Genomic DNA, 23,541 nt, shown 5'->3' on the forward strand with positions numbered 1-23,541 from the left:
ACAATTGATCGGTTAACAAATGATAGTTGATAATTTAAAACAAGGCTATTTTGGCATAGGAATACAAAACGGAAAAACCCCTGAAAATCTAGGTGTACTCTGGCGATCGGCTCAAAATATGGGAGCCAGCTATATCTTCACCATTGGCAAGCGCTATGCGAAGCAAGCCAGTGATACGCATAAAGCGACGGGCGCCATGCCCTATTTTCATTACAAAGACTTCGAGGAGTTTTACGAGCAGCTACCCAAAGGCGCGATGCTGGTAGGCGTAGAATTGGACGACCGAGCGATACCATTGGAGACTTTCGAACACCCAAAAAACTGTGTCTATCTCCTAGGCGCTGAAGACCATGGTCTACCCAAACGAGCCATAGAAAAATCTCATCATTTGGTGAAATTCAGTACTACCCTAAGCATCAATGTAGCCGTAGCCGGTAGTATAGTGATGTATGATCGGAATTTAAAGAGTAACTAGGGCGGAAACTCAACTGAGTAAAAAATGAACCAACATCTTCCGTTTCATAACTTTATTGTCCTTTCGACGAAAGGAGAAACCTCATTACCATATCCAATGCTATTGAGGTTTCTCCCCTTCGGTGAAAAGTCTATGGTCGAAATGGCTCCAATTTACTTCGAAAAGTAGTCCGGAATCACTTGCTTTAGTTGCTCTACTACTTCTTCTACAGAAGCCTTACTCATGCCACCAGCGGCGTTGGCATGTCCACCACCGTCAAAATGTTCTGCTGCTAAGGTGTTGACTGGATTATCATCACCTTTGGATCGGAAAGATAGCTTGACGATGCCGTCTTTTTCAGACATCAAGATCGCCGCTTTCATGCCTTTGATAGACAAAGCCAGATTGGCCAAACTGTCCGTATCTCCTTTTTTATAATTGTATTTGGCCAGCTCCTCTTTCGTAAGCGGAATAAGTGCGACTTTATAATCCTCCAATATCTCCAGTTTCTCTGCCATAGCAAATCCCTGCAAGCGCAATCGGCTGGCCGTATTATTGTCATTGAGTGCTTCGTGAATCAGATGATGCTCCACTCCTTCCGCCAGTAAATTAGCGATCAGCTCATGGGTGCGTGGCTGTACCGCTGGAAATCTAAAACTACCCGTATCAGTCAGTATACCAAGGTATAGTGGCGTTCCGATGTGTGCATCCAGTAGCTCTTCATGCCCTGACTGCATCACCAATTCTGCTATAAGCTGAGCAGTAGAGGACGACGAAGTCTCTGACACCATCAGCGTAGCAAAATCCTGCGGATGCAGGTGATGATCAATCATTATTTTCTTACAGGTAGCCGCTTCCAACAAAGCTTGCATATCTGGCCCGATGCGATCGGTACCATTGTAATCCAAACAAAAAATCAAATCGGCTTTCTCAAAAGCATTCGTCACTTCGGCTGGTTGATCCGTCATAAGCAATATAGGATCAAGACCCACCCACTCCAAAAAATCGGGTGCCCCATCCGGGTGACAAACCACTGCCGAATGTCCAAGTTTTTCGATAAATCTTAGCAAGCCTAGTGAACTCCCAATCGAGTCTCCATCCGGCGACTTATGAGAAGTAATCACAATATGCTTGGCGGAGCGAATTTCGGATACAATCTGTTCGTATATATTCATGGAAATAGGATCTATCTAAATATGAGATCGCGAAAATACAGAAGTCGACATCAATCTTTAGACTTTTTCCATCCTTGTTGACATGATCAACAAGCCTCCGAACCATTAATGAATAGGAATATCCCTTTTCTCGCGGTGTTTGTCGAGGTGAAAATCCAAATGATGGTACAAACTCAGTCGAAAGATACTGCGATGCTCATAGACATGAGGCGCCCCAAAATGGCGAAAAGAATACATATAGCCAGCCTGGACTTGCAACTGCTCGCTGAGATTATAACCTAACCCAGCATAGGTTCTACTGTCCTCCAAATGATTGTAGATCACACTCTCTCCAGCCTGAATGAAGATCTCCTGATAAAAACTCAGAAATAAGGTATGATTTTCAAAAGCTGGTTTATTCAGTGGCACGTACAAAGTGATCTTATACCTGAACCGATGCGTCAGTTTGAAACTAGAGCCTTTCTCGTACCCTCTTTTGTACCGCTGCTCGAACCGCAGCTGATGATACAGTTTGATATGATCAAATGGCGTGGCAAATACCAACTGCTCCCACGTCCTAAACTGAGGCACTACATTATCCAGATTGGGGTCGTCCTGATCGGGTGCCCAGTAGTAGGGATTCACAATTCCCACGGTCAAATCTGCATACTTTGCCAACGTGTACGTGACGCCAAATCTCAGATAGAGTTGCGCCATGTCTTTGAAACCATTTCTCCTACGGATGTGGTACTCCCCATAATACGCCCATTTGTCATTGAAATGATATTTGGTATAGAGACCGAACCACACACCTGTGCTTTGCACTTTTGTTTTTTCCGGTGGAGGGTTATAGGACAAGGATTGTGCTGAGGCACAATAGCCAAAGCCTACACAAAAGAGTGTAAGCCAGATCATTACACGAAAATGACTCATGCGAATTGTAGAGAGTTGAACTGGTAGTTGAATTATTTCAAGTAATTAAAGGAATATTTTAATAGAATAAAAGCAATCTTTGATTTACGTCTGCCCTGCCCTATTTATTCCCTTGCAAACTTCTACTAGATTCTGTATTCTTGTTCATGGCCTGCCTAGCAGCTAGGCCTTGACCATCGCGAGATTGGCCATGCCTGTCGGCATACAAGCCTGACCACAGCACTTCTGAGAAAGCGTATTATTAAACGTTTAAATAAATGTGTAATACATATATAGAGACCTTTGTCCACATATCACTACGTTATCTGGCATACACTAAATGAGAGTGAATAATACAGATAGAATTGGAGTATATGCCGTAGGACATTTAGTTTCAAAAGAATTAGACTGGATATTTAGGGAGCAACCACTAGTAGATGTAGGAATAGATGCTTTACTTGAGGAAGCAATCGAAGGGAATCCAACTGGCAAATTTCTAGCAGCTCAAATCAAAACAGGTCTGGGCAATTTTAACGTCTCAGAAAAACATCTCACATTATATGTATCAAAGGTCCATTATCATTATTGGTTGAATCTTGATCTTCCAATAATACTTGTTGCGCATATTCCTGACTCCAACGAAACATTATGGGAACTGATCAATGAGCAAAACTTAAAACCTACCGATAAAAAATGGAAAATCAACATTCCAAAAAACAAACTGCTGCAACAAGAATCTCTTCCAGAGCTAGCCTCAATAGTAAATAGTGACAATCAAGATGTTTTTACACAAGAATTTATTGACGGAGAAGTTTCTGATGAAGAAATGGATTTTATTTTAAGCTCTGCCAACTCCATAGGTGAATCTGAATCGTCCACATGGAGGATGAATGAAATTGTTGAAAACCTTGGTGCAGAAACAAGTAAAATGACAACCAAAATCAATGGTTATGTGGAACTTGGCTACCTAGACAATGATTCAAGAGTTAAAAAGGCAACAAAAAACTACGCTGAACTTTTAACTTCAATTGCAAGAAAATTGGATGAAGAAATTGACGTTTTTGCAGACTATTTTTCTGAAGGAATAAGAGCATACGAAAAACTGGCAATGATTTACTTTGACATCTCACAGGATTATAAAGCCATTCAAGAATCGCATGATACAATGATTGGTTTGCCAGATGCAATGAATGAAGCAATCGAAGGAATGAAATTTATGAGAAATGAAGTTTCTGGTTTACCTTCCAAATACTCACACCTAAAAAAAGCTAAAATAAAATTCACCTCAACAATAAATGAAATTCTTAACGAGTTCAAAGTGGCTAAAAAAATGAGTGAAGATTTCACTGATCAGTTATCAAAAATACTAGACTAAAAGCCATATAACATTACCTATCTCCCCGCTGGCGTAAGCTTGTAGCTTGTGTCATACGCTGCACAAATTAGACCGCAGTATACTTGAATTAAACTGGATCATTTAGAATTAGGTAATGAGTAGGAAATATAAATTTCATAACCCAGAGGGGTTGTACTTCATCAGTTTTGCTACTGTTTATTGGGTTGATGTGTTTGTACGCGATCAATACTTTGATTTGATAGCCCAATGTTTAGACAGTTTTGGCAGCAACATAATAAGCCCATCGAGCTGTGGAGTTCAAAAGTGATAGATCAGAAAGTAGATTATATACACAATAATCCCGTAGAAGCTGGTTTTGTGATTGAACCAGAGCATTGGAAATACAGTAGTGCCATAGATTATGCTGGTGGTAAAGGGCTTATGGAGATTGATTATCTATGAGCAAGATGGGTGTAGGTACGAGCTACAAGCTCGCACCAGCTAGAGTCAATAAAGAAATATTCAACGAAAAAAAGTACATTAGCCATTCATCTATTTTACCAGATTTCATCAATTGAAAAAGATTAGTCTAGTCCTTATTATATTCATGATCCATTCAATTGCATGGGCTCAAAACATGGACAGCACCAATTCAAATATTAAAGACCTTAGCAAAGACTCGTTGGTTAAACGGGCTCATCAATTACTGGAGACCAAATACCCTGATTTCATTTTCGATGCCAAGAACTACGAAATCACAGCCTGGGCCAATACAAAAAAAACAGTAGTCAAATTCAGGCGTATCCTCCGGTTTACACCCTTAGACAAAAAGGAAGATAATTTGGACTTTGATTTTGAAGTAGACCTCACAAACCAGACTATTTCTCCATTTGATATTTGGGGAATGGGTCGGTTTTACAAGCCAACCAAGGACGAACAAGTGAAAATTGATTTTGTCATTAACGCATTTGGAATGCCAAGGCTGGGCTTCAACAACAGCATTGTAGAAGATTCGGCGATGTATAAAATCCATATCGATAATGAAGTGGCCTTCGGACATTACTTTATCGACAAAATCACTGGAGAAGAATGCATGGGATCCATAGAAGGAAGTTATGCTCCGATGCCTGATGATATTCCAGAGCTGATCGACCCAGACCCTCTGATTGAAATAAAGGAGCAAGTGAAACCACTCTCGGGCACTCTGTGGTAGACCACAGTTTCAGCTATATTGCAAACTAAACCACAAACGGACGTTCGGAGTACTTGAACTTAATTAGAACAAACTTTCGAGAATAGATGATTGAAAAACTTCAAAACAATAAACTTGAAATTTCTGATCAAATACATACTGTTTTTCAATTGTCGTATGCTATTGAAGCAGAACTGTTAAATGCGTCTGATTTTCCTCCACTTAAAAGACCTCGTGAAAGCTATCAATCAAGCAACAATGTGTTTTTTGGATATCGTGAAAACACTGAATTAGCAGGAGTTATTGAGGTTGAATTTACCGATACATACATAGACATCAATAGCTTGGTTGTAAATCCGAAATTCTTTAGACGTGGCATAGCAAGAAAGTTATTAGAATTCATCTTTAATAAGTTTGACGACAAGCCTTGTATTGTTGAAACTGGCTCAAATAACTTACCTGCTACAGAATTATATAAGAAGTTTGGTTTTAAGGAAACAAAGCAATGGGATACTGACTTTGGAATTAGAAAAATTCAATTCGAACGACCAATACGCAACTAAACATAAACCCTCTCTGGTGCCAGAACACTAGAGCAGCTAAACTTTGCGATCCACCCTCCTCAGCTCCTCCAGCTTCCTTTTCAAATCCCAAGACTTGGAGTCCTTACCTAAAGTCTCAAACAACCATTCTACTGCATCCGAGATCAGTACGTTTGGATAAAACTCATCACGTGCGAAGTGAACGAACTTCAACGCTTTAAACCCATCAAACCATTGGTAGAAGCGCTTTTGAAAAGTGGCTAAAGAATTGGCTTGTGAGTTAAATTCCTGAATTTGGTTTTTGAATTCTTCGAATGGAATAAACTGCTGAATAGAATTAGAGAAGTCTTGCCAAACTTGCTCCACTTCAGCCAACTGATACAAGCCATTTACAGACGAAAAGAAGACTTTCAGTTCCTCGAAAATTTGCGGATCGTAGCTGAGCAGTTCGGACTTGCCTTCATCCAACCAAGTTCCAATTGCTCGCCCAGTACCGAAAGGCACGCGATCCGATCGTCTTGGAGATGGGATGATTTTCGTAACGTTTAGTTCTTTAAAATTCCCCAAGGGAATGATCTTGTGCAAGAAGTAGAAGTCCTCTCCTGCCTTGCGGCGATTCATGCCCCCTTGTTTTTGATATGCAGAAGATCGAACTGCCATACTCGACCCAATGGTCTGAAAGGCATAAGGGAAACCCGCGTATTTCAATCCGTCCACATAGTAGCGCAGGTGCAGTTCATAGTTGAGGATACCTTCATAGACTTCTGACTCTAAGCTTCCTTCGAGTGGATGTTCGAAATGAATGCTGCAACCAGGAGTTTTCGGCTGATCTTTGAAAAGTTTTTCTACCTCTACAAGTAGATTGGCTTCGCAAATACTATCCGCATCGAAGCATAGCAAAATACCATCTTTTTCCTGCGCTTCAAATATTCGAGCGGCTTCGTCCATACCGATCTTTCGTGCCAAACCTACCCCGGCGTGTTTTTTGGGCAACTCATTTTCTAGTATGAAATGGTAGTTGTATTTCTTGTCAGATGCTTTCTGCCAGTTTTGACAAGCTACGAATGTTTGTTCATTGTGCTTTTTAATTGCTTGATCGGCTTTTGCCGAAGCATTGATCACCACAATGATAGCTACGTACCCTTCTGGTGATTGGCAGGCTTCCAAGGCCTCCAGAGAAGTCAGCACGTCAGGTTCGTTATGACAAGGCAACACCACAATGAGGTCAGGTTGACCATAGTCAGCGGCCGCTATATAGGTCTGTTGATAAGCATAGCGCTCAAGATAGATATTAGACAAAACTTATGGTGCCAATCTTTTGGTCACCCATTGTCCATCCGCCAGGTCATAGATGATTCGATCATGCAAACGACTTGGACGCCCCTGCCAGAATTCGATTTTGACAGGTGTCAATAAATAGCCACCCCAAAATTCAGGACGTGGAATGTCATGCTGATTTTCAAACTTGTTTTGAATCTCTTCTACACGATCTTCAAGAAAATCTCGATTCGGGATTTCTTGACTTTGTGGAGAGGCCCATGCCCCAATACGACTGCCATAAGGGCGTTCACTAAAGTATGCATCTGAAATTTCCGCAGGTACTTTAGAAATACTGCCTTTGATTCTTACCTGTCTTTCCTGAGATTTCCAATGGAAAGTCATCGACGCAAAAGGGTGTTTTTCCAATTGTTTGGCTTTGTTGCTGGTATAATTGGTGTAAAAAGTAAAACCATCCTCTGCATAGAACTTCAACAAAACGATACGCCCTTCAGGAATTTGATCTTCACCAAGGGTAGAAAGTGTCAATACATTGGCTTCATCACCATCAGACTTCATAGCGTCTTTGAACCAATTTTCAAATTGCATCATCGGATCTGGGTGCACACTTTGCTTGGTCAAAGAGTCCTTTCCATAATCCTTTCTCATCCCGGGTAAAAATTCTTTCGCCATCCTTACAGTTGATTATTTATTGTACTTATTACAAATATCACTAAATGTTAGACTTTAGATGATAGATTTTAGACTTTAGATGTTAAACTTGAAACTTTAGACTTTAAACTTATTTCACTATCTTAAAATATGCAGTTACGAGTTCCCTTATGCTACGACAGTTCACCCGAATGGGTTGAAACTGTGATGAATGATTTCGATTCTTTTTTACAAGACCATGCCGACTGCGAACGCAAAGCCTCCTCAATGGCAATGAGCTTTGTCGCTAAATTTCCTGACCGATTAGAAATTATCCCTGAGCTGATCGACACCGCAGTAGAAGAATTAGAGCACTTTCGTTCGGTCTATCAGATCATGCAAGAAAAAGGCATCAAACTGAATCATGAGATTCGAGAAGATAAATACGTTAAGCAGCTAATCCAATCTTGCAGAAGTGGACGTGAAGAAAGATTCATGGATCGTCTGTTGCTGGCCTCTATTGTAGAAAACAGAGGTGCAGAACGATTCAGACTCGTTTACGAAAATTTACCCAAAGGCAAACTCAAAGAGTTTTATCAAGACCTTTGGGCTTCTGAAGCCAAGCATGGTGAAGTTTTTGTAAAAATGGCTTTGATCTATTTTGATGAGAACGATGTCTACAAAAGAGTAAAAGAAATGAATGAGATAGAAGGCAAAATCATGGAAGCTATGCCGCTATCTCCAAGATTACATTAAATTAAATAGCCTATGGATTACTTTCATTCAAAGCAGAAATTCAACCCTCAACGGGGCGATGTATTAATCTCTGAACCCTATTTGCCAGACCCAAACTTTGAACGCACTGTAGTTCTTATCTGCGAGCATGACGAAAATGGAACGTTCGGATACGTTTTGAATAAACCAACTACAGCCCTGTTTGACGAAGTCATAGATCAGGTCAATGATTTTGGCGAAAAGCTCTTCATAGGTGGCCCTGTACAACAAGACACTCTACATTTCATCCATCGCGCGCCAGATTTAATGCCTGAAGGTAAAGACGTTGGTGGTGGCATCTATTGGGGTGGAGATTATGACAAGCTGCTGTCTTATATAGACCTCAAACAATTGAATCCTAGAGACTTTCGATTTTTTCTTGGGTACTCAGGATGGGCTGCAGGACAGCTGGAGGAAGAACTGGAGGCAAAGTCATGGATCGTATGTAAGGGTATCTCGGCTCAACGTGTTTTTGATATAGAAGAGTCAATGTTATGGAAGGAAGTGTTAGAAAGTTTGGGAGGAAAATTCAAAATGTTTGCCAACTACCCTGCGGATCCTAATATGAACTAATGCCATAAAAATTGCCTAAATTGCAAGGTAGAGAAAAAGATTTATGATTAACGAGAATGAAATGACTGGATCAACTGATGACAAATCAAAGAATCCGGGGGCTGTTCAGGAAAACCCTGAATTAACAAATGAGAATGAAAATACAACGAATTCCACCTCCGATTCCACTGAAAAAGAAGTAGCACCTGAGGCTCCTGTAGCAGCCGAAGAACCGACACCAGAGGTCACCTCTCCTGAGGTCGAAACCGTGGAGGAAATACCTATTACGGAAGAGACAGAAGCCATTCCTGAAGAAACTACTGATCAACCAGAAGCAGTTGAAATTAAACCAACAGAAAAAGTCGAAGAGACTCCTACCGAAGCGTCCAAGGAGGAAACTCCTGTAGCTGATACCAAAGAAGAGACTCCAAAATCAGAAGCACCTGCTAAAGAAGAGAAAACAGACGATACTCCTCCAACTGAAACTAAAGCAGTAGAAGAAAAAGAAGAAGAATCTGAAGAGGAAATCGACTACACTACTTTTAGTAAAGAAGACTTAACTAAAGCACTTGCCGATTTGTCCAATGATGAAAATGGATATAAAAAAGGCAAAAAAATAAGCAATATTAAAAAGGCTTACGACGAAATCTTTCAAGTGGAAAGAAGTGAAGCGTTGAAGAAATTTGAAGCAGATGGCGGATCAAAGGACGACTTTCAATACAAGCTCGATGAGTTCTCTATCAAATTCGAAGCCTATTACAAAATTCTAAGAGAAAAGAAATCTAAGAATGCTAAAGAGCATGAAAAACAAAAAGAGCGCAATCTTGAGTTGAAAAATGCTTTGTTGGAAAAATTAAGGGTTTTCGTAGATGATGATGAAAACACATCCAGCATCAACGCTTTAAAGAAAATGCAGGAAGAATGGAAAGCCATAGGGCCTGTACATCACCAGCACAACAGATCTTTATGGGCCAACTACAATGCCTTGATGGATCGGTATTACGATCACAGAAGTATATACTTCGAACTTAAAGAACTAGACCGGAAGAAAAATCTGGAAGCAAAGTTGGATCTCTGTAAACAAGCAGAATCTCTGGATGCGCTAGAAAACTTGAATGAAGCCATCAAAAGATTGAATGAGCTGCATGAGGAGTATAAGCACATAGGTCCTATACCAAAAGAAGTACAAGAAGAAACTTGGCAGCGATTCAAGGCAGCATCCGATTTGGTCTATGCGAAGCGCAAAGATTATGTTTCTCACCTCAAAGAAGAATTAGGTGAGAACTTCGAAAAGAAAACTGAAATCGCAGAAAAAATTGCTGAATATGTAGCCTTCACTTCTGATAATATCGGAGAGTGGAATGCTAAAACCAAAGAGCTCCTAGCCATTCAGAAAGAATGGGAAGCTATAGGTGCCATGCCTAAAGATCAGGCAAAAGCGGTCAACAAAAAATTCTGGGGAGGTTTTAAATCCTTCTTTCACAATAAGTCTGCTTTCTTCAAAACACTAGATTCTCAACGTGATGAGAATCTAAAAAAGAAACAAGAACTGGTAGACAAAGCTGTTTCATTACAAAACAATGAGAACTGGGAAGAAACAGCCAATGAATACAAGACACTACAGCGCGAGTGGAAAGAAATTGGCCCCGTACCAGGCAAGGAACGTGAGAAAATTTACAAAAAATTCAAAGCGGCCTGTGACGAGTTTTTCAACAAAAAACGAGGTCACAACAAAGAAATGGAGTCGTCATATGACGACAATCTGAAGAAGAAAGAAAATATCTGTTCGTCATTGGAAGCACTCGCTGGAGCAGAAGATTTACACCCCGAGCAAGTATATGAATTGCAGGATGCTTTCAATGCCATCGGTTTTGTACCGAAGAAAACAATCAAAGCCATCCAAAACAGGTATCAAGAAGCCCTCAATAAAATCATAGCACAGGCCAAAGATTTTGAAGAGGACGAATTAACGGAGTTGAAATCATTAGTAAGAATAAACAAAATCAAGTCTGGCCCTCATGGGGATCATAAGTTGCAGCGCAAGGAGCATTCTATCAAAAGAAAAATTCAAACTATTGAGAAGGATGTGTCTACTTGGAAGAATAATTTAAGTTTTTTCGCTAGCTCAAAAACTGCCAATGAAATGCTCAAAGATTTTGAGGACAAAATCAAAAAAGCAGAGGAAGAATTGGTAGAGCTAAAAGAAGAATTAAAGTTGATTACCTACGCGGAACATTGATAATCAGCGTCTTAATAAAAACTTTAAAATTAAATTATAGAGAAACTTGCAGAAGAAAAATTCTGCTTTACTTTTGCACTCGCAATTAGCCAAAAGGGCTAGTGAAGTTTAAAAAAATATTGCTTCCATCGCTTAGTTACGGTTCGACGATTCGACCAGAACAACTAACTTTGAATCTCTCACGAATGAGAGTAAAGCAAGAAGAAATTATTGCCTCCATAGCTCAGTTGGCCAGAGCAACTGACTTGTAATCAGTAGGTCGTTGGTTCGAATCCGACTGGGGGCTCTTAGACAAAAGCAGCACTTGAAAAAGTAGCTGCTTTTTTTATACTCTCTAAATAACTCTCTATTTTTCACTACCTTTGAATTGCATTTCTGAGAGATCATTTATTCGAATTTTACATTTATGAAAACCGCCTCACCAGACATTGGGACTTTAAAGCATGCCCAAGAAATTCTAAAAAACACCTTTGGATACGACCAATTCAGACTACAACAGGAACATGCAATAACACAAGCACTTACAGACAAGGATGCACTGGTCATCATGCCTACAGGAGGCGGAAAGTCTCTCTGCTATCAAATTCCAGCCTTGGTTAAAGACGGAGCCTGCCTAGTCATCTCACCGCTTATTTCTTTGATGAAAGACCAGGTCGAAGCCTTGAAACAAAACGGCGTCTCTGCAGCTTTTCTCAATAGCTCGATTAGTGCTTCCGAGCAACGTCAAGTCGAAGAAGATTTTATGGCAGGTCAGGTCAAATTGCTTTATGTCTCTCCCGAGAAGCTCATGACTCGGGACTTTTTCAATGTATTGAAATCAAGCACGCTCAATTTAATCGCAGTGGATGAAGCACACTGTATCTCACAATGGGGACACGACTTCAGACCGGAGTATACTAAACTCAAATTTTTAAAAGAGCAATTCCCGGAAACACCTATCATGGCCCTAACCGCTACGGCTGACAAAGCCACTAGAAATGATATTCTGAGCCAACTTAATATTACAAAAGCTAAAACCTTTCTTTCCTCATTTGACAGACCCAACCTGAGTTTGGCTGTAAGGCCAGCGCAGAAAAGAGTTGAGGCCATTACTGATTGGATAAATAGCCAGCCAGAGGAATCTGGCATCATCTATTGCCTATCACGAAAAAGCACAGAATCTCTTGCCCAGAAACTACAGAAACAAGGCATTGATGCTGATTTCTATCATGCCGGCATGGACCCTCAGGTCAAGGACAAAGTACAAGAGCGTTTTACAAAAGATGATTTAAAAGTCGTCTGTGCTACCATCGCCTTTGGCATGGGCATAGACAAGTCCAACGTACGATGGGTCATTCATCACAATCTGCCAAAAAACCTGGAAAGCTACTATCAGGAAATTGGTCGGGCTGGTCGTGATGGCGTAGCATCCAAAACCCTACTATTCTATAGCTATAGTGACGTCATGCAGCTCAAGCAATTCATTGAAGAAGGCGAACAGAAACAACTACTGGAAGCTAAACTACAGCGTATGCAACAGTTTGCGGAAGCCACCTCCTGCCGGCGCAAACTCCTACTTAGCTATTTTGGTGAACAACTGGAGAAGGACTGTGGCAACTGCGACATTTGTAAAAACCCACCGGAGTTTATAGATGGACTAAAGCTAGCCCAAATGGCACTGTCAGCTGTGGCTCGTACGCAGCAAAAAGTAGGCACTCGGATGCTTATTGATATCCTGCGCGGTTCTGGCAGAAATGACTTGTTCCAACTCGGCTACCAAAACATCAAAACTTACGGAGTCGGCAAAGCACACAGTTATGTAGATTGGCAACACTACATTGGACAATTTCTCAACCTGGGATTATTGGAGATTGCCTTTGACCAACACAACATACTGAGAATAACAGACTTAGGAAAGAAAGCACTCTATAGTGAAATTGAAGTAAAAATCAGCAAGCCAGAAACACAAGAGCAACGAAAGCAACGACTCACTCCTGCTCAACCGACCAAGAAAGCACAACAAACCAACGCTCTTTTTGAACGATTAAGGACTTTGCGAAAGCAAATAGCCGAATCACAAGGCGTGCCCGCTTATGTGGTTTTTAGTGACTCTACACTCCAAGAGCTTTCTACTCACAAGCCAACCACAGACGATGAGTTACTCAATATCTCAGGCATCGGGCAACGCAAAGCCGATCAGTATGGCCGTGAGTTCATACATGAAATCGTGACTTTCATTAAGGAGAAAACTTTGGAAGGAGAGAAAATCAAAGGTGCCACTCATTTAGTAACTTACGAATTACTGAAAGAAGGTCTAACGCCTCAAGAGATTGCGACTAAACGTAATCTTAATAAGGTGACCATCTTTTCACATATTGCTACGCTCTATGAGCAAGGACGTGATGTCGACATCTCTCAATACATAACTGAAGACAAACTAGAAAAAATTATCACTGGCATAGAGGAAATTGGTCAAACCGAGCAACTCAGACCACTATTTGATTTTTTCGAAGAGAAGATCCCGTACGATCAGCTTAGACTGGCCATGGCCGTTTACAAAAGACAAACAAAAACGGAAAGGACGTGACGACCATATTGGTAGTAAAGCCGATAATATTTATTATTGGCAAATATACCAATATTTGTATTTATTGGCAATAAAGCCGATATTTACCCATCATGACAAGCATTGTTACAGGAGATATCATCAACTCGAGGCAGGTAGATAGCAAAATCTGGCTACCAGTACTGAAAAGTACACTGAATAAATACGGCGAAACTCCTAAAATTTGGGAGATCTACCGAGGTGACAGCTTTCAGCTGGAGATCGAACCAGTCCAGGCACTAAAAGCCGCCATTCATCTTAAAGCAACCATCAAACAAATGACATCGCTCGATATTCGAATGGGAATTGGTGTGGGTAAAAAAGAACATGCCACGGCAAAGATTACCGAATCCAACGGAGAAGCTTTTGTTAATTCCGGTCGAGCCTTTGATCAACTGAACAATAAAAGGACAATAGCACTTATCACTCCTTCGACCCCTCTCAATGAGCAAATGAAGCTCGCCATAGACCTTGCTTTGCTTACCATGAATAACTGGCCTGTGAATGCTGCTCAGTACATTCAGGCTTCGATAGAACATCCAGATTGGAAACAACAAAAGTTAGCCAAGCACCTCGGGAAAAGCCAAGGTACGATCAGTCAAAGTCTGAACCGCGCTGGATTTGACGACATCATGCGACTAGAAAAAAGATACCGTGAATTAATAACCAACCTATGATTTCATTGACACTAAAACTCCTTTTGGCACACCTTATCGGAGACTTTTTGATCCAACCCGACCATTGGATCAAAGACAAAGAAGAGAAGAAGCATAAATCAAAGTATATGCTGGCACATTTACTAATTCATGCACTAGCCACGCTCTTGCTTTTGCAGTTTAATTTATCCTATTGGAAAGGATTACTCATTATCATCGTTTCTCATTTCATCATAGACTTGATTAAAATCAATCTACAAAACCCCTCAAATAAACGACTTCTCTTTTTTGTAGACCAATTGGCGCACCTATTGGTGATTGCATGGGTGGTATATTTATATGAGCCTTATAGTCTGGCTGCTACAAATGTGATGAGCAATCAAGTACTCTTAACTGTCATTGCTCTACTCACCACAACAGTAGTCTCTTCGATTTTGATGAAGGTGATCATAACCAAATGGGAACTAGAAGAAGATATCAACAGTGCCTCTCTGGAGCACGCTGGTAAATACATTGGCATCCTAGAGCGTCTTTTTGTTTTTGGTTTTATTGCACTGGGTCAATGGCAAGCCATTGGTTTCTTACTTGCTGCCAAGTCTGTTTTTAGGTTCGGAGACTTATCCAAAGCCAAAGACAGAAAACTCACCGAATACATCCTGATCGGTACACTATTAAGTTTTGGATTGGCTATCCTGTGTGGATTAGGCTACAATTACTTTTCTGAAGTGATCAGCAATTAAATTCCCCCTACTGTTCCTTTCAGTTTGTGCTTTTTCCCGTCTCTCCAAACGATAAGTGTAAACGAATCACCTTTTTCTAGCTTGGCAAATTCACCAGCTATTTTTTCAATTCCTGCTTCTGTCGTTATAGGCGTACCATCTACTGCCAGAATTATATCCCCACCAATTAGGATCGTCTCACCATTGTATTCCATAGGAATGGTTCCACCTTCTATACCTAATGCCCCAATTGGAGAAAAGAGTGTAACCTTCTGCACCAATAAACCAATGTTTTGAGGAATATTGAGTGCACTGCCCAACTCTCCACCAACGAGTACCGCTTCCATTCCGGTCCAAGGCGTTACTTCGTCCAATAAGAGTTCTTTACATACATTGGATGTCGCAGCAAAACCTAATCCCTGAAATCCACCGGATTCTGACAAGATATAGCTCGCTAAACCTACCACTTCCCCTTTCATGTTAAACATAGGTCCTCCAGAATTTCCATGATTAATGGAAGCATCCGTTTGAAAAAACTCAATAACATGAGCTCCGTTTGCAAAGCGCCTTTTAGTATGCCTCCCACTTATATAACCCACCGAAAGACTAAAATCAAGCCCATAAGGCGATCCAACCATAAATATTTCATCACCGACTCTTACTTTATCAGAATCCCCCAATTTGGCTACCACTTTATCTTTTGGTGCCCAAGACAATTTGATGGCTGCCACATCCGCAAACGGCGCAGAGCTCACTACTTTTGCAGGAATAGTTTCTCCATCGCTAAACTGCACCTTAATATTCTCTGCGGTTTGAACTACATGTGATGCAGTTAAAACTAAACCATCTGCATCTATCAAGACTCCAGATCCTATTCCTTGATTGGTCACCATCTGACCTTCTTTAACACTAAAATCCTTTCCTTCAATGATAATTTTTACCACAGATTTTGAGAGTGTGGCATACAAATCACTAAGTGATTGGGCATTTGATTTGAAGTTTATCAAAAGAAAAACCGCTAAAAAGAGTGTTGATTTTTTCATGCTTTGCTAATAAAAATTATGACTTGTTATCTGAATCTCTTAAAAATTTTCCCACGAAGGTGGCAATCACTACTACTAGATAGAACTGCCCAACAAGGCCCATGACGATCGAAAGTCCTTTCGATGCAGATATTAGAGGTGCGATGTCTCCATATCCTATAGTGAGCATGGTGATATAACTGAAATAGAGTAAATCCTGGGACCCTTCTCGTCCTTCGGCAACATTTGTATAGGCTCCTGGATCCAGGAAATGAATGGCCAATGATAATAGTGCGCCTATGTAACCGATAAGCATATAGCCATCAAAGGCTCCAAAAATCTCACTGATACCTATGTTTTTTTTTGATACTAAATCAGAAAATAGTTCAAACGAAACTATTCCAATAAACATGGAAAAAACAACCAAACCAATTAATCCAGCATATCCTTCATACCAATTAAAAACAACGCCCAATATGCCGAATATAAAAATATAAAGCGCAGTTCTTCTAAGTCGCTGAATCACAATAAAACAGGCACCCAACAACATGACATTTAAAGCAGGCAAAATAAATGCAGATCTAATTTCTTCCGGAAAAAAACCAGGCAGTAGAATATTCACCAGCATGATCAAAAATAGAATTTGATACTTATATTGGATTACTATGGATTCTCTTATTTTATTCTCAAAAAATGGCATCTAAACTTACATATTTATCCAGTTAATACTGACCATACACTGCTCAAATGACTGGAATTAACTAAGACTTGAATTTTAATTTTTCATCTTCGACCCAATAGAAAAAACTAACGGCGATGAAAAAATTAAATAATTGATCCACATAAAAATTAATTAGGTTACATTTTAATATGAATCAAAAAACGTTTTACAGTTGAAAGATAAACACATCCTTTTTTAAATATTCCTTCAACTGAAATAATTACAGTAATATATTATTATTGCTCTACCAAATTAACATGCTAAACTCGATGAAACATCATAGCCACCAGCTGTTCATTATATTTTATTCCGTTTTATTTACAATCACACTAAACAACTGTGCTACCACGCACCCATTGGTACTCGATGCGGTCTGGGAAAATGCAAATTACGAACCCAGAAATTATAGAAAGGTAGCTGTATTCGGAATGTCCAAAAACCTTAAAAATAAAAAGGCTTTTGAAAACGACGCAGTCAAATACCTAAAAAAGAAGGGCGTACCTGCGGTGGCTGGTTACACCATATTCGATCACGAACCTGAAGGCAATGATGTTAACCGGACAGACATAAAAATAGACCTGTATTCGCAGGGATTTGATGGGGTACTTGCTGTTTCCAGTGTTGAAAATATTTCTCAAGATGATGATGACATCACTGATGAAGAATTGGCCAATCATGCAGAAGGAATCTACAAATTTGGTCAATATTTTGAAGCGAGATATGATCACCTGCAGTCAGATGTCGATCACAGCCATCATAAATACTCCATTTTAGAGGCTAATTTTTATTACCTCATGGACTATAATGAATTTGATGGCAACGGACTTGTTTGGATTTCCCATTTCAAGTATGATCTGGAAAAGAAAACTGATGTCGCCATCGAAATAGACAATTATGCACACGTGATTATTAATGCACTAGTTGAGGATCAGGTAATTTTGGAGAGATAAATCTCTAGTCACTATTCCTCAAGGACAGCAATGTGCTTTTCGATATTTTCATTGTGCCCACAGTTGTCACATCTGTAATGTTTGATAAGTCTGCCCTCCTTTGATCGGGTAGGTTCATCAATAATTTCCTCTTTTATTTCATGAAGTGTTCTGAATCTACACTTCTCGCAGATCAAACTAGTATGATGTACATCGTATTTTTCGATGATTTTTCTCCCTGTTTTTTCATCTACCCATACGTCATAGTCATAAGCGAAAATTTCCTCATGAGCTATTTGTTCCTCTGTCAGGTGGACGTCTTCCTCATCCTCATTCATCAACTTCATTTCATTACCATTCCATGGAGCGATCATTTTCTTGAATCTGATATTAGCTAAATGTTTGGCGAGATAATAGGGATAATAAATCCTAATAACTACTCTTGTGATGTACCAAAACATGGCTCCTATCACTAAAGAACCAGCAGATTGTACGACTAGCTCGAAGTTATTTACTGTTTTGTATTGTCCAATAAACAAACTATTCATAAAAAGAGCCAAACTAATAGATACGAAGATCATCACATTTAAAAATGCAGGGATCTCATGTGAACTGACATAGTTGTAAACCTTCGTTCTATTTTTCCCGATTAGAAGGCCTATCACATAGAAAAGAAAAATATTGAAGGCAATAAATAAAAACAGCAAAGCCCATACTTCGGCTCCTTCTTGCCAATTGATGATAAATTCTGAATAATTGTTTTTCATGATTAGATTATTTGATAAACATAAATTAACAAACGATTGAGCGAAACTCAAATGAGAAAAACTTCACCAAAAACTGACCTTCATCAGTTATTCGTCATTTCCAGTTACAATCATATTCCTAAGTAAAATATACATAAATTTGCTGTAAAAATCTAATAATCAATACTTTAGTAGTCTGATAGCATCAGAATTATAGACTATCCAACTACTTTTCACTTATTACAAAGCTTACTTTAAGACTGCTGATTTATTGTTGAGCGCTGGGAAGTCGGTTAAAGTGAAGTGAGTTGAAGACGACCATTTTTATGTGATTTTAGATTGCTGCTTGAAGATCAAGAGAATTTGAAACGACAAAAAATTATAAACAACTTCCTATCGATTACATAAATTTATATTTTACAGTAAAAATTAAATCTACCAATGAAAAAAATATCAATCCTCGCTTTGGCAGTCGGATTTCTTATGGGGTGTGATTCCTCATCGGCCACTCAAGAAGCGAACATCAAACTCATCGAATCTTATATCTCATCAGTGGAGAATAATGATTACGACACTATGGAATCATTACTTGCTGACAACTATGTTGGTATCGGTCCATCGGTCTCTGACACCACGACAAAAGAACTCGCACTAGCAGCCTGGAAAGTCAATAGCGAAGAATTGTACGAGTCTATCAAATACACGAAGTCCAGAGTTTTTCCTATTACCGTTGCTGGCGGAGACTATCCTGGAGAATGGGTTTCTAATTTCGCGTTGCTCTCTGTCAATTACAAAAATGGTAAATCAGTTGAACTATTGGCAAACACTTCCTACAAGATAGAAAATGGAAAAATCATCAATAGTTTCACTTTTTACAATGAAGCTGATGCCCTAGAGCAACTCGATTATGTATTCATAGACCTCAACGATTTAAATCAATAATCAGATGAAGAATATTTTAACTCTAATTTTTATACTGTTTGGATTGAATGCGTTCGCACAATCTGACCAGAACTTAGCTAAAGGTTTGGGGCTTTTTGTATTTCCGGCCAAGGATCAAGATCAAGCAACTCAGAACAACGAAGAATATGAATGCTATAAGTGGGCGATGAAAGAAACTGGGATTAACCCATTAGACCCTCCCAAAGTTGAAGCTGAGAAAGTAGAAACAGGACCTGATGGTTCTGCTGTAGTAGGCGCAGCAGGTGGTGCTGCAGCGGGTGCTGCCATTGGTGCCATAGCAGGTGACGCTGGCAAAGGCGCTGCAATAGGCGCAGTAGTAGGTGGTCTGCGTGGGCGCAGAGCACGTAAGTACAGTGAGTACAAAGAAGCTGAACAAAACCAAGCAGTTGCCCAAGCCACTGAAGAAGAAATGATGAATGATTTCAAAAAGGCCTTTACAGCCTGTATGACAGCCAAGGGCTATACCGTTCAATAAATTCTAAAAACTTTTTGGAAAGGGTTGTAAGTAATTGCAACCCTTTTTTTGTGTCTTACGCTTTATTTCCTTAAAACGGTGAATCTTTATATTTTTATTCTGAATAATACACTACCCAATCTTCCTCACCTTCTGCTGTTCAGTGCTTGCATCTATCATTTTAGCGTAGCTCACCTTTTCTCCTGAAGTAGATTCGTAGTAGTAATGCAAACCATCAAGAATAAGTGTGCATGCTCCCAGCTCATACCTGAGCACTTCTACTTTATCTCCCTCTTCCAACAACTCACCATTGATATCTAATAACTGTGGAGCTTGCTTCTCTTTTTTCTTCTTTTTGAATAATCCAAACATCTAATTCTTCTTTTTCTCTCAGAGTCACCTGCAAGGGACTCTGAGTCAACATTCGCCAGAGTTCTCTATGAGTAACTCTGATTGGACTACAGTTCTTTGTCCCTTTCTTTGCAACTCGCAAATTATTTATTTCTTTCTATAATATTGAATTGATATCGGCTAATTTTATACCCAGTATAATCCACTTATTTAAATTAAAGCAATGAAATATTCCTATATAATTATAGCGAGCCTTTTTTTATCCGCTTGCAGCAGCAACCCAAAATCAAATACAGAAGCTACTCCAGAACCAGTTGAAGCTATAGCAGAAACTGCAGATAGTACGGCTACGGAAGGTGTTAAGTTCAAAAGTAAAGGCATCCAAACTATCTATGGGGCTTACGAAAAACTACGTGACGCATTAGTAGCTACAGATTTCGAAACAGCTAAAACTTTTGCGGCAGAATTGAGTGAAGCGCTGAAAGAAGATGAAAGCACCTGGCAACAAGCCAGCATTGCGGATGGTATCATGAATGCAAGTGAAATTGAAACCGCCAGAGCCGTATTTTCTGAACTCAATAACTCTATGGAAAGTGTCTTTGAAGGTGCTGTAGAGTCAGGAGAAATCAATAAGTGCTTCTGCCCAATGGCACTAGACAACGCAGGCGCTTCCTGGTTCAGCACCACCAAAGAAATCAAGAACCCATATTTCGGAGACAAAATGTTGAAATGCGGAGTGGTAAAGAAGACGATAAAATAAATATTGCATTCTTCGTCATGTCGAAGCGGTGTGAGATATGACGCTTTTCCAATTTCAATTTCAATTCCTCAATTAATATTTAGGCTCTCCCATGATCTTGCACCTGTTTTTGCTATATTCGTGGCTCGTTGAGCCTTGGATTTTACTGAAGTAAAATTCGCAATTGGACTCAGAATTTAATAGATTAAATAGCAACATTAAATAATAAATAAGCACATGAAGATTCTTGTTTGTATTACGCATGTTCCAGACACGACTTCCAAAATTGCCTTTACGGATGGCAATACCAAGTTTGATCAGACTGGTGTTCAGTATATCATTGGACCTTACGACGATTATGCTTTGGCTAGAGCCGTGGAGCTCAAAGAGCAAACTGGAGGAAGTATCACAGTATTGAACGTAGGAGAAGCCGAAACTGAACCCACTTTGAGAAAAGCATTAGCCATTGGTGCTGATGACGCTATTCGCGTGAATGCATTTCCAAAAGATTCGTTTTTCGTAGCCAACCAAATTGCCAATGCAGCAAAAGAAGGTGGATACGACCTGATCTTGATGGGTAGAGAATCTATCGACTTCAACAGCGGTGTAGTACATAGTATGGTAGGTGAATTACTAGGCATGCCTTCCCTATCTCCTGTGATGACTTTGGACATCGAAGGCAGTACAGCCAAGATGACAAGAGAGATCGAAGGTGGTAAAGAATATTTAGAGGCTGATTTGCCGTTGGTATTGGGTTGTCAGGAACCAATCGCAGAATGGAAGATTCCTAACATGAGAGGAATCATGACTGCAAGAACTAAACCTTTGAATGTAGTAGAACCTGCAGACGATACGGTTAGAACTCAATTGAGTACTTACGAAATGCCTCCAGCTAAAGGAGCTGTGAAAATGATCGATGCGGACAACGTATCAGAATTGGTTGATTTGTTGAAAAGCGAAGCCAAAGTACTCTAATTTATCAAGCCCTTAAAAATAAAGAAATGTCCATATTAGTATTCATAGAAATATCAGAAGGCGAAATCAAAAAATCGTCATTGGAAGCGGTAAGCTATGCCGCAGGAATCGGTGGTGATGTCACTGCCATTGCATTTGGAGAAGCTAGTAGCGAAGCCCTAGCTGCCGCTGGAAAAGCAGGCGCAACAAAAGTACTACACGTTGCAGACGAAAAATATAAACAAGGAAATATTCAAGCTTACGCTTCAGCACTTGCAGCTGCGGTAGAAAGCATTGGAGCTGAAACAGTGGTCTTAGCAAAATCATCTTTAGGAGATCCAGTTTCTGCAAGATTAGCTATCAAAATTGGTGCTTCACTCGCCACTAACGTGACAGAATTGCCTGACACTTCAAACGGTTTCACTGTAAAGAGAAGCATCTACACAGGTAAAGCTTTTGCGAATGTTAACCTGACTGAAGGAAAGAGAATTATTGGCATTAAAAAGAACGCAGCCATCATCAAAGAAGATGGCGCTGATGCAGCTGTTGAAGCGTTTAACGTAAGCGCTGATGATGCAGATTTTAAAGTAAATGTTACTTCCCAAGAGAAAGCAACAGGAGATATTTTACTCCCAGAAGCTGACTTGGTCGTTTCAGGCGGTAGAGGTTTGAAAGGCCCGGAAAACTGGGGAATGATTGAGGATCTGGCAAAAACTTTGGGTGCTGCTACAGGATGTAGCAAACCCGTTTCGGATATGGACTGGAGACCCCATCACGAGCACGTAGGACAAACTGGAATCAAAGTGGCTCCTACCTTATATATCGCTGTGGGAATTTCAGGAGCCATTCAGCATTTGGCTGGTGTCAATTCTTCGAAGTTTATCGTGGTAATCAACAAAGATCCAGAAGCACCATTTTTCAAAGCAGCAGATTACGGTATCGTAGGAGATGCTTTTGAAGTAGTACCTAAATTAACAGAAGCTATCAAGGCATTAAACAATTAGTAGGCAGTTGGAGAAAATAAAACTAGACATAATAGGATTATCCTCCAGCCATGCACAATCGGGCTCATTTGCGCTTGTGTTAGGCGAATCGGAAGGTGGTCGAAGACTACCTATTATCATTGGCATGTTTGAGGCGCAAGCCATTGCCATTGAAATCGAGAAGATTACGCCTAACCGGCCCATGACCCATGATTTATTTAAGTCATTCGCCGGTCACTTCGAGATTGACATCAAAGAAATTCTTATTTCTGATCTGAAAGAAGGAGTTTTCTTTGCCAAAATCGTGTGTGTAGACGGCAATGGTAAAAAAGTAGAAATTGATGCTCGCCCATCTGATGCAATAGCCATTGGTATTCGCTTCGAAGCAGAAATCTATACAAATGCTGCGGTCATGGAAGAAGCTGGAATTGTAGTAACAGACGAATTCGAAGAAGAGCTGGATACACTTTCCTCTCCTGAAGATGACCCTAAAAAGGAGTCAAAAAGTAAAGGAATTAAAAAACACTCAGTAGAAGAGTTGAACCGACTTTTGGATAAAGCGCTAGCTGAAGAAGACTATGAAAAGGCTGCACAGCTCCGCGATGAGTTGAATCGTAGGAACTGATATTAGTTTAAAGTAGAAAAGTCTAAAGTGAA

26 protein-coding genes and 1 tRNA gene are annotated in these 23,541 nt (G+C 40.0%); 19 read left to right on the forward strand and 8 right to left on the reverse strand.

Features of this window, described 5'->3' with window-relative positions:
- Positions 1-19 precede the first annotated feature (19 nt).
- Complete coding sequence (locus ABJH98_RS09670; RefSeq protein WP_348307462.1) at positions 20-475, forward strand: RNA methyltransferase; 456 nt, start codon at positions 20-22, stop codon at positions 473-475.
- A 152-nt stretch (positions 476-627) separates the two neighbouring features.
- Here the strand turns inward: ABJH98_RS09670 and ABJH98_RS09675 are convergent, their stop codons facing one another.
- Complete coding sequence (locus ABJH98_RS09675) at positions 628-1,629, reverse strand: DHH family phosphoesterase (protein ID WP_348307463.1); 1,002 nt, start codon at positions 1,627-1,629, stop codon at positions 628-630.
- 105 nt (positions 1,630-1,734) lie between these two features.
- Positions 1,735-2,541, reverse strand: a complete 807-nt coding sequence (locus ABJH98_RS09680; protein WP_348307464.1) for a DUF2490 domain-containing protein — start codon at positions 2,539-2,541, stop codon at positions 1,735-1,737.
- 319 nt (positions 2,542-2,860) lie between these two features.
- On the opposite strand from ABJH98_RS09680, the gene ABJH98_RS09685 reads away from it, so the two are divergent.
- The 4 genes from ABJH98_RS09685 to ABJH98_RS09700 all read left to right on the forward strand — a co-directional run bounded on the left by ABJH98_RS09685 (position 2,861) and on the right by ABJH98_RS09700 (position 5,611).
- A complete protein-coding gene (locus ABJH98_RS09685) occupies positions 2,861-3,895 on the forward strand; it encodes a DUF4365 domain-containing protein (RefSeq protein WP_348307465.1) in 1,035 nt (344 codons plus the stop codon).
- 228 nt (positions 3,896-4,123) lie between these two features.
- Positions 4,124-4,318: a hypothetical protein gene (locus ABJH98_RS09690; protein ID WP_348307466.1), complete on the forward strand. Its 195-nt coding sequence runs from the start codon at positions 4,124-4,126 to the stop codon at positions 4,316-4,318.
- Between the two features lie 145 nt (positions 4,319-4,463).
- A complete protein-coding gene (locus tag ABJH98_RS09695) occupies positions 4,464-5,069 on the forward strand; it encodes a hypothetical protein (RefSeq protein WP_348307467.1) in 606 nt (201 codons plus the stop codon).
- An 86-nt stretch (positions 5,070-5,155) separates the two neighbouring features.
- Positions 5,156-5,611: a GNAT family N-acetyltransferase gene (locus tag ABJH98_RS09700; RefSeq protein ID WP_348307468.1), complete on the forward strand. Its 456-nt coding sequence runs from the start codon at positions 5,156-5,158 to the stop codon at positions 5,609-5,611.
- 36 nt (positions 5,612-5,647) lie between these two features.
- Here ABJH98_RS09700 and ABJH98_RS09705 read toward each other — a convergent pair whose 3' ends face one another.
- Both ABJH98_RS09705 and pdxH read right to left on the reverse strand, forming a co-directional pair.
- On the reverse strand, positions 5,648-6,889 hold the full coding sequence (locus ABJH98_RS09705) for a hypothetical protein (protein ID WP_348307469.1): 1,242 nt from the start codon (positions 6,887-6,889) through the stop codon (positions 5,648-5,650).
- Positions 6,890-6,892: 3 nt separating this feature from the next.
- Positions 6,893-7,540, reverse strand: coding sequence for a pyridoxamine 5'-phosphate oxidase (gene pdxH / locus ABJH98_RS09710; RefSeq protein WP_348307470.1), 648 nt, complete (start codon positions 7,538-7,540; stop codon positions 6,893-6,895).
- Between the two features lie 129 nt (positions 7,541-7,669).
- Here pdxH and ABJH98_RS09715 point away from each other — a divergent pair, with 129 nt between their 5' ends.
- From ABJH98_RS09715 to ABJH98_RS09745, 7 genes are all read left to right on the forward strand, one after another.
- Positions 7,670-8,254, forward strand: coding sequence for a tRNA-(ms[2]io[6]A)-hydroxylase (locus tag ABJH98_RS09715; protein ID WP_348307471.1), 585 nt, complete (start codon positions 7,670-7,672; stop codon positions 8,252-8,254).
- Between the two features lie 12 nt (positions 8,255-8,266).
- The gene (locus tag ABJH98_RS09720) at positions 8,267-8,845 is read left to right on the forward strand and encodes a YqgE/AlgH family protein (protein ID WP_348307472.1); all 579 of its coding nucleotides are present in this window, start codon (positions 8,267-8,269) and stop codon (positions 8,843-8,845) included.
- Positions 8,846-8,888: 43 nt separating this feature from the next.
- Positions 8,889-11,063 (forward strand): DUF349 domain-containing protein, encoded by a 2,175-nt coding sequence (locus ABJH98_RS09725; RefSeq protein WP_348307473.1) that lies wholly within the window; start codon positions 8,889-8,891, stop codon positions 11,061-11,063.
- A gap of 212 nt (positions 11,064-11,275) precedes the next feature.
- Positions 11,276-11,349: transfer RNA gene (locus ABJH98_RS09730), tRNA-Thr, on the forward strand.
- A gap of 120 nt (positions 11,350-11,469) precedes the next feature.
- Positions 11,470-13,629: a DNA helicase RecQ gene (recQ, locus tag ABJH98_RS09735; protein WP_348307474.1), complete on the forward strand. Its 2,160-nt coding sequence runs from the start codon at positions 11,470-11,472 to the stop codon at positions 13,627-13,629.
- A gap of 92 nt (positions 13,630-13,721) precedes the next feature.
- Complete coding sequence (locus ABJH98_RS09740) at positions 13,722-14,324, forward strand: transcriptional regulator (protein ID WP_348307475.1); 603 nt, start codon at positions 13,722-13,724, stop codon at positions 14,322-14,324.
- Positions 14,321-15,043, forward strand: coding sequence for a DUF3307 domain-containing protein (locus tag ABJH98_RS09745; RefSeq protein WP_348307476.1), 723 nt, complete (start codon positions 14,321-14,323; stop codon positions 15,041-15,043). The genes ABJH98_RS09740 and ABJH98_RS09745 overlap by 4 nt, the downstream gene beginning before the upstream one ends.
- On the opposite strand, the gene ABJH98_RS09750 is transcribed toward ABJH98_RS09745, so the two are convergent.
- Positions 15,040-16,065: a trypsin-like peptidase domain-containing protein gene (locus tag ABJH98_RS09750; RefSeq protein ID WP_348307477.1), complete on the reverse strand. Its 1,026-nt coding sequence runs from the start codon at positions 16,063-16,065 to the stop codon at positions 15,040-15,042. The two genes, ABJH98_RS09745 and ABJH98_RS09750, sit on opposite strands and share 4 nt — an antisense overlap.
- 16 nt (positions 16,066-16,081) lie before the next feature.
- Positions 16,082-16,744, reverse strand: a complete 663-nt coding sequence (locus ABJH98_RS09755) for a potassium channel family protein (protein ID WP_348307478.1) — start codon at positions 16,742-16,744, stop codon at positions 16,082-16,084.
- A gap of 290 nt (positions 16,745-17,034) precedes the next feature.
- Between ABJH98_RS09755 and ABJH98_RS09760 the strand changes: the two genes are divergently transcribed.
- Positions 17,035-17,715, forward strand: a complete 681-nt coding sequence (locus ABJH98_RS09760; protein ID WP_348307479.1) for a hypothetical protein — start codon at positions 17,035-17,037, stop codon at positions 17,713-17,715.
- Between the two features lie 11 nt (positions 17,716-17,726).
- Here the strand turns inward: ABJH98_RS09760 and ABJH98_RS09765 are convergent, their stop codons facing one another.
- Complete coding sequence (locus tag ABJH98_RS09765; protein WP_348307480.1) at positions 17,727-18,461, reverse strand: hypothetical protein; 735 nt, start codon at positions 18,459-18,461, stop codon at positions 17,727-17,729.
- 420 nt (positions 18,462-18,881) lie between these two features.
- Here ABJH98_RS09765 and ABJH98_RS09770 point away from each other — a divergent pair, with 420 nt between their 5' ends.
- Positions 18,882-19,382: a hypothetical protein gene (locus ABJH98_RS09770; protein WP_348307481.1), complete on the forward strand. Its 501-nt coding sequence runs from the start codon at positions 18,882-18,884 to the stop codon at positions 19,380-19,382.
- 4 nt (positions 19,383-19,386) lie between these two features.
- Positions 19,387-19,878, forward strand: a complete 492-nt coding sequence (locus tag ABJH98_RS09775; RefSeq protein ID WP_348307482.1) for a glycine zipper domain-containing protein — start codon at positions 19,387-19,389, stop codon at positions 19,876-19,878.
- A gap of 111 nt (positions 19,879-19,989) precedes the next feature.
- Here ABJH98_RS09775 and ABJH98_RS09780 read toward each other — a convergent pair whose 3' ends face one another.
- A complete protein-coding gene (locus ABJH98_RS09780; protein ID WP_348307483.1) occupies positions 19,990-20,229 on the reverse strand; it encodes a hypothetical protein in 240 nt (79 codons plus the stop codon).
- Positions 20,230-20,431: 202 nt separating this feature from the next.
- Between ABJH98_RS09780 and ABJH98_RS09785 the strand changes: the two genes are divergently transcribed.
- The 4 genes from ABJH98_RS09785 to ABJH98_RS09800 all read left to right on the forward strand — a co-directional run bounded on the left by ABJH98_RS09785 (position 20,432) and on the right by ABJH98_RS09800 (position 23,509).
- On the forward strand, positions 20,432-20,968 hold the full coding sequence (locus ABJH98_RS09785) for a DUF3347 domain-containing protein (protein WP_348307484.1): 537 nt from the start codon (positions 20,432-20,434) through the stop codon (positions 20,966-20,968).
- A 216-nt stretch (positions 20,969-21,184) separates the two neighbouring features.
- Positions 21,185-21,922 carry an electron transfer flavoprotein subunit beta/FixA family protein gene (locus ABJH98_RS09790; RefSeq protein ID WP_348307485.1) on the forward strand — a complete coding sequence of 246 codons (738 nt, stop codon included), beginning with the start codon at positions 21,185-21,187 and terminating at the stop codon, positions 21,920-21,922.
- Between the two features lie 26 nt (positions 21,923-21,948).
- Positions 21,949-22,905, forward strand: coding sequence for an electron transfer flavoprotein subunit alpha/FixB family protein (locus ABJH98_RS09795; protein WP_348307486.1), 957 nt, complete (start codon positions 21,949-21,951; stop codon positions 22,903-22,905).
- Between the two features lie 7 nt (positions 22,906-22,912).
- Positions 22,913-23,509, forward strand: coding sequence for a bifunctional nuclease family protein (locus ABJH98_RS09800; protein WP_348307487.1), 597 nt, complete (start codon positions 22,913-22,915; stop codon positions 23,507-23,509).
- Positions 23,510-23,541 lie beyond the last annotated feature (32 nt).

The sequence above is a fragment of the Reichenbachiella sp. genome (genome assembly GCF_039969095.1).
Classification (GTDB): domain Bacteria; phylum Bacteroidota; class Bacteroidia; order Cytophagales; family Cyclobacteriaceae; genus Reichenbachiella.

Bases quoted from the DNA above. Each gene is read 5' to 3' on its own strand.
- ABJH98_RS09670 (WP_348307462.1), top strand. From the start codon at position 20: ATGATAGTTGATAATTTAAAACAAGGCTATTTTGGCATAGGAATACAA.
- ABJH98_RS09675 (WP_348307463.1), bottom strand. From the start codon at position 1,629: ATGAATATATACGAACAGATTGTATCCGAAATTCGCTCCGCCAAGCAT.
- ABJH98_RS09680 (WP_348307464.1), bottom strand. From the start codon at position 2,541: ATGAGTCATTTTCGTGTAATGATCTGGCTTACACTCTTTTGTGTAGGC.
- ABJH98_RS09685 (WP_348307465.1), top strand. From the start codon at position 2,861: ATGAGAGTGAATAATACAGATAGAATTGGAGTATATGCCGTAGGACAT.
- ABJH98_RS09690 (WP_348307466.1), top strand. From the start codon at position 4,124: ATGTTTAGACAGTTTTGGCAGCAACATAATAAGCCCATCGAGCTGTGG.
- ABJH98_RS09695 (WP_348307467.1), top strand. From the start codon at position 4,464: ATGATCCATTCAATTGCATGGGCTCAAAACATGGACAGCACCAATTCA.
- ABJH98_RS09700 (WP_348307468.1), top strand. From the start codon at position 5,156: ATGATTGAAAAACTTCAAAACAATAAACTTGAAATTTCTGATCAAATA.
- pdxH (WP_348307470.1), bottom strand. From the start codon at position 7,540: ATGGCGAAAGAATTTTTACCCGGGATGAGAAAGGATTATGGAAAGGAC.
- ABJH98_RS09715 (WP_348307471.1), top strand. From the start codon at position 7,670: ATGCAGTTACGAGTTCCCTTATGCTACGACAGTTCACCCGAATGGGTT.
- ABJH98_RS09720 (WP_348307472.1), top strand. From the start codon at position 8,267: ATGGATTACTTTCATTCAAAGCAGAAATTCAACCCTCAACGGGGCGAT.
- ABJH98_RS09725 (WP_348307473.1), top strand. From the start codon at position 8,889: ATGATTAACGAGAATGAAATGACTGGATCAACTGATGACAAATCAAAG.
- recQ (WP_348307474.1), top strand. From the start codon at position 11,470: ATGAAAACCGCCTCACCAGACATTGGGACTTTAAAGCATGCCCAAGAA.
- ABJH98_RS09740 (WP_348307475.1), top strand. From the start codon at position 13,722: ATGACAAGCATTGTTACAGGAGATATCATCAACTCGAGGCAGGTAGAT.
- ABJH98_RS09745 (WP_348307476.1), top strand. From the start codon at position 14,321: ATGATTTCATTGACACTAAAACTCCTTTTGGCACACCTTATCGGAGAC.
- ABJH98_RS09750 (WP_348307477.1), bottom strand. From the start codon at position 16,065: ATGAAAAAATCAACACTCTTTTTAGCGGTTTTTCTTTTGATAAACTTC.
- ABJH98_RS09755 (WP_348307478.1), bottom strand. From the start codon at position 16,744: ATGCCATTTTTTGAGAATAAAATAAGAGAATCCATAGTAATCCAATAT.
- ABJH98_RS09760 (WP_348307479.1), top strand. From the start codon at position 17,035: ATGAAACATCATAGCCACCAGCTGTTCATTATATTTTATTCCGTTTTA.
- ABJH98_RS09765 (WP_348307480.1), bottom strand. From the start codon at position 18,461: ATGAAAAACAATTATTCAGAATTTATCATCAATTGGCAAGAAGGAGCC.
- ABJH98_RS09770 (WP_348307481.1), top strand. From the start codon at position 18,882: ATGAAAAAAATATCAATCCTCGCTTTGGCAGTCGGATTTCTTATGGGG.
- ABJH98_RS09775 (WP_348307482.1), top strand. From the start codon at position 19,387: ATGAAGAATATTTTAACTCTAATTTTTATACTGTTTGGATTGAATGCG.
- ABJH98_RS09780 (WP_348307483.1), bottom strand. From the start codon at position 20,229: ATGTTTGGATTATTCAAAAAGAAGAAAAAAGAGAAGCAAGCTCCACAG.
- ABJH98_RS09785 (WP_348307484.1), top strand. From the start codon at position 20,432: ATGAAATATTCCTATATAATTATAGCGAGCCTTTTTTTATCCGCTTGC.
- ABJH98_RS09790 (WP_348307485.1), top strand. From the start codon at position 21,185: ATGAAGATTCTTGTTTGTATTACGCATGTTCCAGACACGACTTCCAAA.
- ABJH98_RS09795 (WP_348307486.1), top strand. From the start codon at position 21,949: ATGTCCATATTAGTATTCATAGAAATATCAGAAGGCGAAATCAAAAAA.